Source organism: Allobosea sp. RCC_152_1 (genome assembly GCF_041360765.1).
GTDB lineage: Bacteria > Pseudomonadota > Alphaproteobacteria > Rhizobiales > Beijerinckiaceae > Allobosea > Allobosea spartocytisi.
In genome coordinates, this window is record NZ_JBFUPU010000012.1 from 1 (window position 1) to 15670 (window position 15670).

Here is a 15670-nt window from a genome sequence, read left to right on the forward strand (position 1 = left end):
GCTCCCCAGAACCCAGCACTCTGAACGAGTGACATCTCTAACGGGGAGACCGGTGACCTTTCTAACGGGTGCCTACACCCCGTGTTCGCATAAGGTATCTTATGGAACTCAGGAGCGGTTTCGTGCATGTTGCGTTTTGGCTAACGGGTAGCTCTCGTTCTGGATCGCACAGCGGCATCGTGCGAGCTAGGTAGCGCTCATGCAACTTTTATCGCCGCGGATGGAAAACATTGGCGAATGGCGTTTTTGACCGAGCCTCCACCGACGCAGGGGCTACGCTATCGGTGATGCCCGGCATCTCCCGAATCGTCGCGGACAATCCGAGTATGATGACCTATCGCGGCACCAATATCTATTTAGTCGAGGGGAATGGGAGCTTCGGTTTGTTGGATCCCAGGCCGGACGACGATGGCCACCCCAGCGATATCCTCGATGCTACGGGGCGCTGTCGAAGCGTCCTTAGCTTCTGGCCTTATCGGCAAGAGCGTCCGGAGCAGAAGGATGTCGCAAATTATCAAAAGTCGGCGCTGAGGTCGTTATAGATGCCCTCGATCCTTGCCACTTCCTCGTCCGTGAGGGCGGCGAACTCGCGCTCACGCGCCCGCTTCGATAGCCGCCCCTCATTCTGTTTCAGGAACCGGAACAGCAGGTCCAGCAATCTGTCCGGCATATCGATCATCCCTGCAACATGGCCCTTGAACGTGTCATAGGCCCGCAGGAAAGCGGTCTCAGCCGGAAGGTCGACATCGACCGTACGGGCGACGCAGGCGAACAGGAACTCTGCATGCGGGCTTGCATCGAAATAGCGGTAGAAATCGATCGTGTCGTTCAGCACCTCGACATTGCCGCGATCAGTCGGTCGCCAGCGCACATGCGGCAGCAAGCGTCGAGAATAGCTCTCCAAGGTCCGGCGATAGTCGTCGATCCTGTCGAGGATCACCGCCGAAACGGGAAAGACGAGGCCCGGCGGATTGAAACCGCGCTCGGCAAGCACGTGATGGATGAGATAGCGATGCAGGCGACCGTTACCGTCTTCAAATGGGTGGATATAGACGAAGCCGAAAGCCAGAATGGTGGCGGCAAGCACCGGATCGAGCGCCTGGGCCGCGCCCCTGTCGAAAGCAGTCAGTCCTGCGACCAAATCAGGCAGATCCTGATGCCGTGCGCTGATATGGTCGGGAATGGGCGCGCCCGTATTGCGCTCATGCTCGCCGACGAAGCCGCCATCTTGACGCAACCCCAAATGGACGAAGCGTGCATCGCCGATGACGATGCGCTGCAGCCGCTCCAGCTCACCCCGGTCGACCGGTCGGCGACCTGCCTCCCCGATGACTTGGCCCCAGCGCTGGATTCGATCCTGCGGCGGATCTTCCCCCTCGATCTGGAAGCTCGATCGTGAATCCTTGAGCAGCAGGAAGGCCGCCGTCCGCGCGAGCAGATCCGCCGGCACCTCCGCAACAAGGCCGCGGGCCTCCTCGGCCAAATTGCGGGCAACGAAGGCTTCCAGCGCTGGTGTTCGGAAAATCAGCGGGCAGAAGGCGGACGTGCCCGGCAGATTGTTCTTCACGCGATGACGCGTCGAGGTCGTGCCCCCGGTCGCCCATTGCAGCTTCGGGTCGACGACCAGGGCGTAAGCCCCCTGCCCTGCATCGGGCAAATCGAGCCGCTCCTCCAATAGCCATTCATAGAGAAACCACACCCGCCGGGCATAGGCACCGGTCGGAGCGGCCTGCACCAAGCTGACAATCGCGTCGGGGCCGGTGGCGCGAAACAACGCCTTCAGCACGGCCAGATCAAGCCCTTCGTAACGCAGGGCGAAGGTCAGGTGCCCCACGAGATCGGCGCTTGGCACGTGACGCGGCGTGTAGATGCTCCAGCCATCGGCCTTGTAGACTTTATGACGAGGACCGATCGCCGCCAGGGTGAGCGGGACGGGAACGGCCAGATCATAGGCTTCGATCAAGGCCGCGTAGCCGACTGGCGTTGCCGCTTCCGGCAAGCGTCTGCCGTGAAAAACAGTCACGACGCTTGAAAATGGCTTCCGTTGCCCCGCCCGCATGAATTTCAATGCTCAATCATGAAAAATGATTCATAACGGGATAATTCATGAAATTCGATAACAGGCAACCCCAAACTGCCCGAAACGAATCCTTGCCATGAATTTCGATCACGAACCTGGTGCCCAGCTCGCGTCGGACTTTCAAAAATGTCCGCGCACGTTCGCGCAAAACAGGTGGGCAAGCGGTGAAGGCGTGGTCCGGAAGCACGCAGTCACCAGGCCAAAGGCGGATCCGATCGGCGCGCTCGGCATTGGAAAGCTGCGCGACAAAAGCCGCCGCCTCCCGCTCAATATCCAGCAATACCGCCGCACTGCCGCCAGCTCCTCTTCGCTCAGCTCGCCAAGGCTTTGTGCAAGCTGCATCGAAGGAAGCCCCTTGAGCGCGGCGTTGCTAAAGCAACTCTCCGCCGCCTTGATAGCCTCGCCAAAGCGCTTGATCTGGCTGTTATTGGTGAGCGGCGGGAGGGAACCGAGAACCAGCAGCGCGTCCGCTGCGGCCTTTTCCTGGGCCGACTTTAGGAGTTGCTCGGCTTGATCGAGGGCGGCCTTCCAATCATCCGGATCCGTCTCCTGGGGCGTAGCGACGCAGCTGAGATCTGGCAGGCCCTCGCTCTCCTTGAGGAGATTCTAGAGCGTCGCCAGCTGGTTGGCAGCGACGTCCTCGCACTGCTCTTTATCCTCGGTGGCCTGCTTATGCGAACATGACGCCGATGATTTTTGGAGAGGCCCCTCGCTTCGAGGAAATCCTCGCCCCGATGGAAATCATCGAACGAGCGGCGAACGGAATGGGTTAGCAAGGACCGGCGAAGCGTCAGCCACCTTTCATCGGTGACAGCGCAGGCAGCACGCCCGTCCTCAGCGCCGGCACAGCAGAGCGCAGAGAATGTTGGGCGTTGCCCACGAGATTGGCTTTCCCGGTCGTCGGCGTCGCCGGCAGCGTCAATCTCGCCTTCCGCGACGACGGCATCGGCGGCGGAAAACGGGACCAACACATCCGGGATCGTGAAGAGGTTAGCTTCGGCGACATAGCGCACGGCCTGATCGACAGAGCCCGGGCCGTGCCGCTGCGCTTGGACAACCGACCCGCCTAGACGCAGCCGGTCAACTTGGCCAGGCGCGACGCACCGCCGGTCTTTCTGGCTACGGGATCGGAGGACACGACGGTGCTTCCGCGCAACAGCGAGCGCCTGGCGCTGGCGCTCCGAAAGGCGGGCGCGCGCTCGGTCTCGCTGAAGATCTATCAGGGGCTCGGCCATGCCGGCACGGCCACGGCGCTGTCCCGGCTTCTGCAATGGCAAGCGCCTGTTCTCGAAGACGTCGTTACCTTTCTTCACGCGGCAAATGTTGGGCAACTGCCGGGTTCTGCACCAGCAGCGGTTTCACTACGTGTTCCTGCTTTGGAGCGTCGGGAAGCGGACGTTCCAGATGTCGGCAACGGGCCAAACTCGCCCATTCAAAACGTAGGCGCTACGAGAGGTGCCGACGCTCTGAGGGACTACCGGCGCGGTAGGCCGGGGTCACCAAACCCGCGCTGCAGCATCGCAAAGGTCTCCACAGCTCGAGTAATGGAGCTGTTTGGAGCAGAACTTTCAAGAGTCTGCATCATTGTTGCGAAGACAGCGTCCTGTTCAGCGCTAGCGGACGCGATCATCGCCCGTAGATCGCAATTTTCTCCAACGGTAGCGGGCGGCGAGCCAAGGCTCAATTTCCTGGATGGTTCCGCGTTCGACCGGGCCTCAGCGGTTTTGCCAACCATGGAGCGCTCAGTGCGGCCCGCCGTAGGTTCGGGATGCGGTGTCGGTGTTTCCCGGCTTGTCGGCGGCGTGGTTCCTCCGTTCCATTCTGGCTTGGGAGCAGCCCCGGACGGCTGCCCCAATTCGGATTGATTCATCGTCGCCGATGCGTCGATCGCTCCCACCACCTTCTCGTCATGCCAAGGGCGCAGCCTCGGTAGCTGCGGTGGCGCTCCTTTCGAGGCCTCATAGAGCCGCCGATACGGCCGATCCAGGTAATGCCGGATCTTGGTAAGCTCAAAGGATGGCGAGTTCTTCACCATCAGGATCGAGAGCCGCGCCGACATCTCGCGCAGCTCGAGCGGGCTGCGGAGCGGCCGCGGCGTATAATGGGGCGCCCAGACGCGAGGCGAGAAGATCCCCTGCCCGGGTCGCATCACCGGCGTCTTGTAGATCTGGGTGGTCTCGCCGAGCATCTCCGACACGAATTCCGACGTCTCGAGATCGTTCATCTGGATGAAAAGCTTGATCTGCGACCCAGAGAGCGTGGTGATACGCGTATTCCGGCCATAGAGCTCGTCGAGCTGGGCGATATCCTGCAAGATGATCGCCATCCGAAAACCGTAGCCGGCAGAAATGGTGATCTTCGAGATCAGTGAGTCCATGCGCCCGACATGGTAAAACTCGTCGAGCATAAGCAGCACCCGATGCGGTTCATCCGGGCCCGGGATCTTTTCCATCAGGAGGTCGTGGATCTGCTGGAATAGGATTCGGATCAGCGGTCGGAAGATCGCGAGTTCGGCAATGGTGCAGCCGATGAAGATCGTCATCGGCCGCCTGCGAAGTTCACGGATATCGAAATCGGAGGTCTCGGTCGCCGCTGAAATCAGCCCATTGTTCCAAAGGCTCATCGCCATATTGACGTTGAACACGGCGCTGTTGCGGGTCTCGGGCTCCAGCGCGATGTACTGATTGAAGCTGTCGATGACCCAGGTCGGCAGATGCTGGGATTCAGTCTGCACGATCGCGCGCAGGACGGTCGAGATGTCCTTGCCGGTCGTCGTCATGCGGGCGACGCTGCGCATATGCTGGGCTGATGCCGTCAGTGGCGACGAGAGCACATAGCCGATCAGGGCCGAGAGCAGCAGGCGCCCTGCCCCGGCCCAGGTGTCGTCGGCCTTCTCCGGAATGACGAAGCTCGCGACGACCAAGCAATCGGTCGCCATGCGCTCGTCGCGCCGCACGAAATCCAGCGGATTATAGCGATGGGTGTCGGGCGAGCCCGGCGAGAACATGAAGACCTTGTCGCCCTGCCGCCGCCGATGGCCTGCAAGCGCCTCGAAATTCTCGCGCTTCGGATCGAAGAAGACGGCCGAACCCTGCCAGAGATAGCCGTTCGGCAGCACGAAGCCGGTGCCCTTGCCCGATCGCGATGGGCCAACGACAAGGATGTGGCCCGGCTCGTCCGAGCAGATGGTGACACCGTTCAACGTGCCGAGAATGATGCCCTGCTTGCCGGTCAGTCCCTGCTTCGCGGCCTCCATGATGGTGCCGAAGCGGGCCGCGCCAAAGGGCATCTGCCGGCGGTTGACCAATCCGACGATGACGAGGCCGATGCCAATCGCAACGACGGTGCCGGCAGCATAGCCGCCGCGGATCAACGCCTCCGTTTGCGTCGGCGGATAGACGAGCCGCTCGCAGAAATGCCGCCAGGCGATCAAGGCGAAGCCGGACGAGCGGTCGGCGTTCTGCATCCGAAGCAAGGCCCAGCGTTGCGCCCCTTCGCTTGGAAAGCGCGATGGCGCCCAGCGCAAACCGACGATGACCTCATAGGCGAGGCTCCACAGCAGCCAGAAGGCGATCAGCGCCAGGACGGCGACGCCGATCCTATAGGCGACGATGCGCGCCATGGCCCTCTTGCCCTCGCTGACCTTCCTCCAGCCATTCCGCCATCCGCGTGAAATAAACCGCGGACGTTCCGCGCCAGCCGCCGATCTTGGTCTGCTGGATCACGATCGGCAGGACGGATTTGATGTAGGCGATGATCTCCGCGCGCTTCAGGCCGAGCCCGGCCTGCATCACCATGAGGGCAAGCTGCTCGAAAGCGCCGGTGGGACTATCGGCATGAACGGTCGTGATGCTGCCGGGATGGCCGGTATTGATCGCGCGCAGAAAGGAATAGGCCTCGGCGCCGCGGATCTCGCCGAGGAAGATCCGGTCGGGGCGCAAGCGCAGCGACGCCTGCAACAGCATCTCGACAGTGACGCGCGCCTCGCCCTGATCACCCTTCGAGGCGATCAGCGGCAGGTGGTTCGGCTGGATCGGCCTGACTTCGCGGGTGTCTTCGATGGTGATGATCCGCTCGTCGGCCGGTACCTCCTTCAGGATCGCGTTGAGGAAGGTCGTCTTGCCGGAACTCGTCCCGCCCGAGAGCAGGATCGAATAGCGGTTGACCACGGCGAGCCGGATGAACTCTTCGATCCGCCCGGCCTCGAGATGTTCGCAAAGCGCCCGGTCGATCTCGCTGAGCATTCTCTCCCCGACCCTCTCCACCTGCCTGAACGAGCCGAGCCTGCGATAATCGTCGAGCTGCATCTCCTTGATCACCTGCTTGCGGATCGCGAAGGCGCCGCCGGCGGGGGTCGCCGGCGGAATGACGCCCTGGAAGCGCTCACCGGTCGGAAGCGCTGCCGACAACAGCGGATGTTCCTCATTCACGCTCTGCCCGGAATGGCCAGCGATCCGCTCGGCGAGATGGCGGATCGCCTGCTCGGTCAACTCTGGAACCTCGTGGCGCTCCATCTCCGATTGACCGAAACGCTCGACCCAGACCATGCCGGGACCATTCGCGCAGATCTCGACGACCTGATCGTCGTCGAGCCAGGGACGGAGCGGCCCAAGCGCGCGATCAAGGAAGACGGTGAGATTTCTGGTTGGTGCGCTCACGCCTGAGCTCCCGCAGCGCCTCCTTCACCGGATCGGGGTAAAGGGACGAAAAATCGAGGTCCCGCCGAACGAAGACGATGATCCTTGTGCCCTGGTCGAGATGGATCGTCGGTGGGATGTTGATCGAGTTCTTCAGTGCCTCCTGGGCGATATTGGTCAGGGTCTGCGAGACATTCTGGGCAGCGATCTGCCTCGCCTGAAGCGAGAGCTGGTTTTGACCGACGCCGGTCTGGGTCTGCGTGACCACGCCGGTCGCGGGATCGGTCGTGGTGATGACCGTGCCGTTGCCCGTCATGTCGTAGTTCTGGCCAAAGCCGCTCAGGAACTGCGCGGCGCCGCCGACGAGCGACAACATGATCGCGGCGCCGAAGCGCTCGAGATAGTGGTTGTCGACGGTGCCGGCGCTGCCGGCCCGGCCGAGATCGTCGGTGCCGTTCGAACCGAGCTGGACCGAGACGCCGTCGGAGCGCAGCAATCGCGTCCAGACGACGAAGACACGGGTCTGACCACGGGTGAGTCCGGACTTGTATTCGCCGACGAGACGGCTCCCGGCCGGGATCAGGATACGCCGGCCGTCGAAGGACCAGACATTCTCGGCGACGACGGCACGTACCATGCCCGGCAGATCGCTCTGGACGGCGGTCTCGAGCACCCCGCGGATCATCGTGCCCTGGGCTACCAATGCGTCGATCCGGTTGTTCCTGGTCGCGCGCGCGACATCGACGCCGGCGGCGGAGACGGAGGCGAGGAAGCGACGATTGGGGTCGTCGTCCGCGGCTGCCGCTGGTCCGGATGCGCTCTCGGGATTCATCGCGCCGGCGGCCGTCGCGCTATTGTCCGAGATAACCTGTGACGCGCGCAGGCGCTCCCATTTGCGGCGCTCCTCCTCCGCCAGACGCTGGCGTTCGAGCTCGGCCAGACGGCGTGCCTCGTCGTCATTTGGCATTGCGGCCGGGAAGGGAGGCTCGGGCGCGGGCGGCGGGTGGATGGTCTGCGGTGGTGCTGGCGGAGGCGCCGCCGGCTCGACCGGCGCTTGCGGAATGACGATCGTGCCCTGGTCGGTCTGAGGCCGCGGCGTCGACAGCGACGGCGCGGGAAACTGCGTCGTCGTGAACTCCTCCTTGTCCGGCGCGGTCATGATGGTCGAGCGCTGACTGGTGGTGCGATAGATCAGCCAGCCGGCGACGACGGCCGCTCCGACCGGAACGCCGACCGTAAGCAGGCGCCCGAGCACGGTGCGGCTGCGCGCGACCGAGGTCGCGGCGGCGGCCTCCAGCTCGAAAGCGCGATAGTCCTCGGCGCTCGGCATCGCTCCTCCTTATTGTCCCGTCGCGTCGACGCGCCGTGGCCCATAGGGCTCGAGCCCGGTCGGTTCGTGCAGATTGGTGCGGCGCCGGTTGAAGATGCAGGTCGCCTCCTGGCCATTGCGCAGCGTCCACTGCGCGGCGACCTTGTCGACGACGACATACGGCCCTTCCGTCCGGAAATTGACCAGGCTCTCATTGCGGTCACCGTCGACGATATAGATCGCCGGCGTCTCACCCTCGAAACGGAACCAGGTCTTGGTCCCGTCGTCGAACACGGTCACGGGCTTGTTGGCGGAAGCACCCTTGTAGCCGTACTCGCTATTGGCATTGGCGATATTGAGGGCCTTCAGATTGGGATGGGCGGCGCGCTCTTTGGCGGCCGCGAGCAGGCGCGCATCGGCCTCGTCATCCGGGAAGCGGAAGCGCACGGCGTAGGTCTGGTTTTGGACAGGATGCGTGTTCGAGCGCAGCAGGAAGACATAGACACGCTTGGTGGTGACGACATTCAGGTTCGACTGGGCGTTCTTCTCGACCGGTTTGACGAAGATGATGTCGCCCTTGCGATTGGGCTCGACCTTCCAGGCGATCGCATCGCCAAGCGCGAGGGTCTCGATCTTCTCGTCCGACTGGAGCTGGATCATCGTCGAGGTGCCGTAGCTGGCGTCGATCGCCGTGACATCGTCGCGATCGTAGGCGACGTCGCGGATGCGCGCGTCGGTTCGGCCCGGCCTCGGCGTCGCCTCGGCGCAAGCTGCGGAGATCGGCAGGGCCGAGATCGCGAGGCCAAGCAGGATGCGCCGGATCACGGCTGGCTCCCGGCGGTGGCCGGCGAAGGAGCCGTCTCCTGGTCGCGGCGATATTCGAGCACCTGGAACCCGAGCGGGTTGTCGAAGCGCCATTGGTTACGCATCGGCGTCGCGGTGTAGCGGAAACGGACGAGCGAGACCCAGTGGCGTGTCAGGATGTTGGTCGCCGCTTTCTGGTCGGTCGAGAAGCGCACCAGCGCCGTGCGGTTGTTCGGAAAAGTCACGGATTTGATGGTGACCGCGACCTCGGTGTTCGAGCCGAAAAGCTTGACCGGATTGTTCGGGTTCGCCGGCGAGTAGATCTCCGTGAGCTCGCGCGAGGCATCGCCGGCCGAAAGCAACTGGGCGAGGTCGAAATTGTCCTTGAGCGCGCGGGGATCATAGGTCTCCCGCGCCTTGATATAGCGCACGACACTGAACATGGTGACGGCTTCGTCCTGGGTCAGCGCGCCCTCCGCCATCGGACGCTTGACCTCGACGAATCCCGTCGTCTTGTCGACCACGACCATATAGGGCTCGTAGGTCTTGAGCGGCACGAGCAGGGCGAGCAGGCCAAGCGCGACGATGGCGACGATCGACATCACTGCCGCGACGATCCAGGCAAGCGCCCGCGAATTGCGGTTGCGGCGAGCGAGATCATGTTCCCAGCTCGTGCCCTCAGCATAATAGCGCGGATCGACCCGAGGTTTTTCCGATGCGGCGACCTCGCTCATGACTGCCCTCCCCGCTCGCGGGTTCGCGGCGCGGCAGCCTGATTGCGAATCTGGTCGGCGAGCCGGCGGAATTCGGCCGTCTCAGCCCAGGAGCCGGCGCGCAGGCCAACGCGGGCGCGCTCACGGGCGGTCAGTTCCTCGCGCCGCGACAGCGATGCTGGCTTGAAGGGATTGCGCAGATCGAGCCGGGTCCGGTTGGCGGCGAGGCCGAGACGATAACCGGTCGCTGTCGCCAGCACGGCGCCGATCCGCGGAGCGTGGACCGGAACGCCGCCGGCGATCGCCGCGGCGACGTTGTTGATCTGAGCGAGCAGCAGGACGCCGATGATGGCGAGCAAAACGACCGGACCGATCGTGGCCCAAGTCGCGGATTTGCTGCCGGCGAGGCCGTTCAGCGCATCGATCGATTGCTGGATCAGCGAGACGTAGAAGGCGAGGAAGGCGTAGACGAGGACCTGTACCACGAAATACTGCGCGATCGCGCCGAGCCAGCCGCTGAAGAAGCGGCTCGTCACGCCGAAGAGCAGCAGGATGATGAAGAGCGGCGCGAGCGCGAGCAGCAGCCACATGAACATCTTCGAGAGAATGATCAGGAAGATCGCGAAGCCGATCAGGATCGCCATCGCGACATAGAAGACCGCGGCGAAGATGTAGGGCCCCCAATTGGTGATGCCGGCATTCTGCAGGAAGGCTTCGGTGGCGCTGTTCGTCGTGTCCCACATGTTCTGCAGGGCATTCTGGACGCCGTTGACCGAGGTGAGATTGGCCGAGGTGCCGGTGTTGTTGGCGGTGGTGACGACGCTGAGCAGCGCGTTGCCGATGGCCGAGGGGCCGCTGTTCATGGCGTTGTAGATCAGGGTCTGGAAATCGTTCCAGCTTGTGGCCAGTGCGTAGATGATGAAGGCCCGGAGCAACCTGAAGGCATGCTCGGCCGCGCCGCCGGTCGCGGTTCCCTGCCAGATGCCGATACCCCAGAAGATCACGTAGAGCGTAAGCAATAGCCCGGCGACGCTGGTGGCGCCGCCGGAAGTCGACGCGTTCGCCAGCGCCTGATAGGCGTTCGAGACATAGTTCTGCCCGATCTGGTCGACGGATTGCAGAAGCGTCGTGACGCTGAAGCTGTTGCCCATCGCTCTCCTCAGATCGGCCGCATCGGGCCGCAGGGCGTCAGCGAGGTGAACACCGCAGGAAGCAGCGGTTCACTCCCCGCGTATGAGGCGATCGAGGAACCGTCCTCATCGGCGGCGCACGGCGCCTTCAATGGCTTGTAGGCGCAGCCGCCGAGAAGGCCGGTCAGCAACATGAGCGTCGTCAGCCTGTGGAGGATCTTCACGGTTTCAGCGCCTTCGACTGCGTGAACGTCGTGGCGCGTGAGGCGTCCTTCGCTGCGTCGTCCGAACTCTGCGTGATGGCGGATGTCGCGGGGCGGATGGAGCGAGCCGTCGAGAAGCCGATGGCGGCCGCGACGAAGGCGATGACCAACCCGCCGAGGCACCACAGCACGACCTTGCCGGTGTCGCCTGTCATGGAGTGAACTTCATGGCGCGGGCCGCTGCCGATTCCGCCGCGAGGCGATCGAGATTGGCCTGGTTGGCGGCGGCCGCGGCCGTGTTCACCGTGCCGCTGAGCTCATTGATGGTCTGGCCGGTCTGGATCTGAACTTGCGTGTTCTGATCGACGCTGCCCTTGAGATCCTGGGCCTTGCCGATTTCCTGGCCGCCTTGGGAGAATGCCTGAGAACGCTGCCTCACCGCGCCTTGCGTGGAATCGATCAGCCCTGACAGGGTCGCCGCGACATTGACCGAGTTCTTGTAGGCGGTGTCGACCGGATGGGTCTTGCCGCCGACGAGCCCGGTGATGGTCTGCACGAGCTGCAGCCCGTTGATCAGCGAGGACACGATGTTCTGCGACCCGGAGCCCATCCCGGCGAAGGAGAGCATCCCGCCCGAGATAACCGAGCCGAGTGAGGGGGCCGATCCCATGGAGAAGCCACCGCCGAGCGCCATCTGCGCGAGCGAGCCTTGCGCCTGAGACGAGCGGTCTCCGGTGACTGCGGCCAGCGTCCTTTGCGTGTGTTGCATGATCTGCTGGTCGGCGGCGAGGATCTGACGCGTCGTCGAGGCGATTTCCTGGGCCTTGGCGAGATTGGCGTCGTCGCGGGTCGGGACTTGCGCGAAGACCGGGCTCGCGATGGCGATCGCAAGGCCTGAGAGCAGCAAGCGGGGTTGCATCGATTTCTCCCTTATCGGCTGTTTGCGGCGGTGGCCGCGTTCTGGATCTGCTCAAGGAAGAACAGGACGTTGCCGGCAGTATCGACGTAGCGGGGTGTGGCACAGGCCGGATCGCCTGAGGTGCCGGCTTCCGGCAACCGACAGCCTGACGGGGTGCGGCATGGATCGGGGGCGGTCCTCGAACCGGGCGTGCCGGTCGGACAGACCGTTCCCGTTGACGCCGAATGGGGGGCGCCACCTGCCCGCATCCCGCCGGCGGCGCGACTTCCGTCGCTGCCGCGCGCGAGATTGAGGGCATTCAGCGCCGTCACCCATAAATTCGCGGAGTTGATCGCCTCGTTCCAGGCGAGGTTGTTCTGGATCCGGGCCGCGCTGTTTGCATCAAGGGCCGCCATCACCGTGTCGGTCGCGCCAACCTGCTGACCCGTTGCGCGAAAGCCATTCTGCGCCGCCTGCAGGGTCGAACGGCTGGCATCGAGACCACCGACGACATTGCCGGCGGACTGGAAGAGCGTCTGGTTGTTGAGGGCCGTGCCCTTCGCACCAGCAGCCGGCGTGACGGAACTCTGCGGGCTGTAGGCCAGGATCTTGCGGGCACCGTCACCGCTCTGCGGTTGCATGGCCGGGTTGGTGAGGTTGGCCTTCTTGCCCGTCGTCAGCGCGCATTTGACCCCCTTGTTGGCCTCCTTGCGCTGGCTCGTGATCGGAACGAGCTTGACCGTCGTCCCGGCGGTCTCCGACTGCTTCGTCAGCAGGGCGGCATCGTTGACCGGGACATTCGCGAGTGCGGGCGCCGCGGCAAGCAGCGTCACGAGCGCAATAGTGAGGCGTGCCCGCTTCATGAAGCCTCCCTCCCGAGGAAGATCGGCAGCCAGGTTGTAGGGTCCTCACCCACGCGGGCGCGCAGCGCGTCGAGCTCGGCCACCGTCTCGGTGCGTCCGGACAAGACCTTGATGAGATCGGGCATGCCGGCGAGGTTTAACCGTGCCACGATGCTGTCGCGCCCGTGCTTGATCAGGAAAGAGCGGCTTTCCGGCGCGGTCGAGCGGATCCACGCGATCTCGCGGCCGGACAAGCGGAAGGCTTGGGCGTAGCTGTCGTCGTCGGCCTTCGGGTTCGGGAAAAAGATGTTGGCGCTGGTCTGTTCGATCAGCGTGTTCGACGACTTCGAGCGAACGATATCGGCCGCCGATTGCGTGCCGAAGCCGATGATGCCGTTCTGCTTACGGATCGTCTTCAGCTTGTCGCGGATGAAGAAGGCGAAGACATCGTCATCGAGCAGGCGCCAGCCCTCGTCGAGGAAGATCATGACCGGATCGCCGGTCAAAAGCTCCTCGGTCCGATGGAAGATGTACATCAGCGCCGCGGTGCGGATGACGGTATCGTCGAGCACCCGCGTCATGTCGAAGCCGAAGACGCTCGAGATCGAGAACCGGTCCGCGTCATTGTCGAAGAGCCAGCCGCGCTGGTCGGCCCGCATCCAGCTTTCGAGCCGGGCAAGCAGATCCCCCTCTCCCGCCCGGATCCGCCCGCGCAGCAGGGTCGAGAAGGCTTTCAGCGTTCGACCTTCAGGGCCGGCGCCGAGTGAAGCCGCGATCGCATTGCGGATCACCTGCTCTTCGGAGGCCGAGAGCTTGCCGCCATTGCTCGGCCTCAGCATGAAGGCAAAGAGCTGGAACAGGAATTCGCGATTGGGTGCGGTATCCGGCAGCGAGAGCGGGTTGAAGCCGGTCGGCTCGCCAGGCACCAGCGTCTCGTACCGGCCGCCAAGCGCGCGGATGAAGATCTCGGCGCCGCGATCCTTGTCGACGAAGACGAGTTTTGGCCGCGGTTCGATCCGCTGGGTCTGCGCCGCGATGAACGAGAGGAACACCGTCTTGCCCGAGCCGGTCGGGCCGAGCACGGTGAAGTTGCCGATGTCGCGGATATGATGGTTGTAATAATAGGCCGTCTGCGAGGTCGTCTCGAAGACCGAGATCGCCGGTCCCCAATGATTGCCCGCAGGCCTGCCGCTGGGATAATTGTGCAGCGAGGTCAGTCCCGCAAAATTCTTCGACGAGAGGATCGACTTGCGGGCGATATAGGCGAAGTTGCCGGGAAGTTGGGCCCAGAAGGCCGGCTCGCAATTGAGGTCCTCGCGCACCCAGATGACCGAGCGATCGGTTAGCGCCGCGCCGACCGCTGTGACGGCCGCGCCGACCTCGGCGAGATCGCGACCAAGGCACATCACCGTCATGTGGTGCTCGCCATAGATCGCCTCGGAGGCGAGGAGTTCGTCGCGCGCGGCGTCGAGATGCTCGGCGACGATCGAGCCGGCCTCGTCCGACATGTCGACCTGACGGGAGACACGTTCGATCTGCTTGGCCGCTTCCGGCCGGTCGACGATCGCAAAGCTCTGAGTTGCGATGAATTCGTGCGGGACGCGCAAGAGATTGTCGAAGGAACCGGGCCCGGTCTGGGCCGGATATTCCCGGATCGAGACCATCGCGCCGAAGCGGGTGTCGGTGGGGCCGGCACCGCGCAGCTCGATCGCGTTGCGGCCGAAGAAGATGCGCTTCATCGCCAGCGCCTCTGCCAGATCCATGCGCGGCAGATGCATCGGCCGCGGCAGGCCGCCATTCAGCAACTGGACCAGGAACTCGAGCGGTTCGGAAAACCAGACGCCCTCGCGATCGACGACGCCGAGCTGCCGGATGCCGTAGCCCGACAGGTTTTCGCGGATCGCGGTCGCGACGTCGCGCAACTCGCTCAGCGCTGTTTGCTGCGCAACCGATGCGCCTGACTCGTCCTTGCGGCCGAGCAGCTTCGCCAGCATGAACTCGAAGGTACCTGCCTGGCCCTGCAGCGGGCGGCGGACGAGCGTCAGGTAGAGATCGTTGACGAACATCCGCCGCTTCGACAGCGCGGCATTATAGCGTTCGTCGAGCTCCCGGCAGAACGGATTGTCGAAGCTGGAGTCGATCCGGGGCTGAACCTCGCGCCGCACGATATGGGAAACGAGGGCGAAGCGAGAATTCGCCAACGTGCGCACGACGTCGTTGCGGCCGAGCAGGCGTGCATTGACCTCGCTGAGATCGGAGGTCTCGAAGGAATAGCCTTCGAGCTTGAAGATGGTCAGGACCAGACCGTCGCGCGTGCGGATGATATGGTCGTCGACATGCCTGGTATAGGGCACATGCGAGGAAACCGGGCGTTCGCGCCGCGCGACGGCGCCGAAGGTGAGTTCATCGAGCAGAGCGCGGGCGACCACGACGCCACCTCAGACACTGTAGCTGTCGGCGCTCCAGAAGGAGCGTGAACGCGGCGGGCACTTCGCTGATTTGACGAAGAGGATCTCAAAGATCCGACCGTCCCGCAGCGTCATGACGAAGCCGAGCAGATGCAGCGGGATTGCGACGAGCAGCATCATCAGATTGTGCGAGACGAGGAAGCAGACGCTGGTCACGACGCCGTTCAGCATGAAATACATGTAGGGCACGCCCATCAGCGTAGGCGCCCGTGTCAGCGCCTTGACCAAAGGTGTGATCAGCGGATCCTCGAGCTCGCTACCCGTCATTGGCCGACTGCCGACTGGAAGAACTGGACGATCTGGGCGGAGCCGAAGACCAGCACGATGCCGAAGATGACGCTGCCGGCGATGCCCCAGGTCAGCCGCGCGGTCCAGGCGAAGAAGCCGCAGGCGATCACCGCGAGCGTCGCAAGCGAGGTCGCGATCGGTCCGGTCATCGTCGAGACCAGTTGCTGCAGGGTCGACTGGACCGGTTGCAGGGTGCCGCCGGATTGGGCGGACGCGGCGTTGGCGCCGAGTGCGAGAACGGTGCCGGCGAGAACGGTGCCGGCAAGGGTACGCAAGGTAGGCGACAGGATCATCGGTG

At 63.8% G+C, this 15670-nt stretch carries 16 protein-coding genes and 1 pseudogene; 3 read left to right on the top strand and 14 right to left on the bottom strand.

The annotated features are described in order from the left end of the window. Window positions 1-514: 514 nt before the first annotated feature. A complete protein-coding gene (locus AB6806_RS26030) occupies window positions 515-2059 on the bottom strand; it encodes a Fic family protein (protein ID WP_370956081.1) in 1545 nt (514 codons plus the stop codon). Window positions 2060-2156: 97 nt separating this feature from the next. Here AB6806_RS26030 and AB6806_RS26035 point away from each other — a divergent pair, with 97 nt between their 5' ends. From AB6806_RS26035 to AB6806_RS26045, 3 genes and pseudogenes are all read left to right on the top strand, one after another. Then, window positions 2157-2594, top strand: coding sequence for a hypothetical protein (locus AB6806_RS26035; RefSeq protein ID WP_370955863.1), 438 nt, complete (start codon window positions 2157-2159; stop codon window positions 2592-2594). Between the two features lie 370 nt (window positions 2595-2964). Continuing rightward, window positions 2965-3150: a hypothetical protein gene (locus AB6806_RS26040; RefSeq protein ID WP_370955865.1), complete on the top strand. Its 186-nt coding sequence runs from the start codon at window positions 2965-2967 to the stop codon at window positions 3148-3150. A gap of 15 nt (window positions 3151-3165) precedes the next feature. Continuing rightward, window positions 3166-3321: pseudogene (locus tag AB6806_RS26045) on the top strand (prolyl oligopeptidase family serine peptidase); the annotation flags it as partial. A gap of 233 nt (window positions 3322-3554) precedes the next feature. On the opposite strand, the gene AB6806_RS26050 reads toward AB6806_RS26045, so the two are convergent. The 13 genes from AB6806_RS26050 to AB6806_RS26110 all read right to left on the bottom strand — a co-directional run bounded on the left by AB6806_RS26050 (window position 3555) and on the right by AB6806_RS26110 (window position 15665). Beyond that, the gene (locus AB6806_RS26050; protein ID WP_370955867.1) at window positions 3555-5546 is read right to left on the bottom strand and encodes a type IV secretory system conjugative DNA transfer family protein; all 1992 of its coding nucleotides are present in this window, start codon (window positions 5544-5546) and stop codon (window positions 3555-3557) included. A gap of 133 nt (window positions 5547-5679) precedes the next feature. Next, window positions 5680-6738, bottom strand: a complete 1059-nt coding sequence (gene virB11, locus AB6806_RS26055; protein WP_370955869.1) for a P-type DNA transfer ATPase VirB11 — start codon at window positions 6736-6738, stop codon at window positions 5680-5682. Next, entirely contained in the window at window positions 6701-8047 is a 1347-nt protein-coding gene (gene virB10, locus AB6806_RS26060) for a type IV secretion system protein VirB10 (protein ID WP_370955870.1), read from the bottom strand. The genes virB11 and virB10 overlap by 38 nt, the downstream gene beginning before the upstream one ends. Before the next feature lie 9 nt (window positions 8048-8056). Beyond that, window positions 8057-8851 carry a P-type conjugative transfer protein VirB9 gene (gene virB9 / locus AB6806_RS26065; RefSeq protein ID WP_370955871.1) on the bottom strand — a complete coding sequence of 265 codons (795 nt, stop codon included), beginning with the start codon at window positions 8849-8851 and terminating at the stop codon, window positions 8057-8059. Further along, window positions 8848-9564, bottom strand: coding sequence for a VirB8 family type IV secretion system protein (locus tag AB6806_RS26070; protein WP_370955873.1), 717 nt, complete (start codon window positions 9562-9564; stop codon window positions 8848-8850). The genes virB9 and AB6806_RS26070 overlap by 4 nt, the downstream gene beginning before the upstream one ends. Further along, window positions 9561-10694, bottom strand: a complete 1134-nt coding sequence (locus AB6806_RS26075; RefSeq protein ID WP_370955874.1) for a TrbL/VirB6 family protein — start codon at window positions 10692-10694, stop codon at window positions 9561-9563. Before AB6806_RS26075 ends, AB6806_RS26070 begins: the two co-directional genes overlap by 4 nt. Before the next feature lie 8 nt (window positions 10695-10702). Then, entirely contained in the window at window positions 10703-10897 is a 195-nt protein-coding gene (locus AB6806_RS26080; protein ID WP_370955876.1) for a hypothetical protein, read from the bottom strand. Then, window positions 10894-11091: a hypothetical protein gene (locus tag AB6806_RS26085; RefSeq protein WP_370955878.1), complete on the bottom strand. Its 198-nt coding sequence runs from the start codon at window positions 11089-11091 to the stop codon at window positions 10894-10896. The genes AB6806_RS26080 and AB6806_RS26085 overlap by 4 nt, the downstream gene beginning before the upstream one ends. Beyond that, a complete protein-coding gene (locus AB6806_RS26090) occupies window positions 11088-11795 on the bottom strand; it encodes a type IV secretion system protein (RefSeq protein ID WP_370955879.1) in 708 nt (235 codons plus the stop codon). Before AB6806_RS26090 ends, AB6806_RS26085 begins: the two co-directional genes overlap by 4 nt. A gap of 11 nt (window positions 11796-11806) precedes the next feature. Further along, a complete protein-coding gene (locus AB6806_RS26095; protein ID WP_370955880.1) occupies window positions 11807-12637 on the bottom strand; it encodes a hypothetical protein in 831 nt (276 codons plus the stop codon). Next, window positions 12634-15045 (bottom strand): VirB4 family type IV secretion/conjugal transfer ATPase, encoded by a 2412-nt coding sequence (locus AB6806_RS26100; protein ID WP_370955881.1) that lies wholly within the window; start codon window positions 15043-15045, stop codon window positions 12634-12636. Before AB6806_RS26100 ends, AB6806_RS26095 begins: the two co-directional genes overlap by 4 nt. Window positions 15046-15054: 9 nt before the next feature. Further along, window positions 15055-15351, bottom strand: a complete 297-nt coding sequence (locus tag AB6806_RS26105; RefSeq protein WP_370955883.1) for a VirB3 family type IV secretion system protein — start codon at window positions 15349-15351, stop codon at window positions 15055-15057. Next, window positions 15348-15665, bottom strand: coding sequence for a TrbC/VirB2 family type IV secretion system protein (locus AB6806_RS26110; protein ID WP_370955884.1), 318 nt, complete (start codon window positions 15663-15665; stop codon window positions 15348-15350). Before AB6806_RS26110 ends, AB6806_RS26105 begins: the two co-directional genes overlap by 4 nt. Window positions 15666-15670 lie beyond the last annotated feature (5 nt).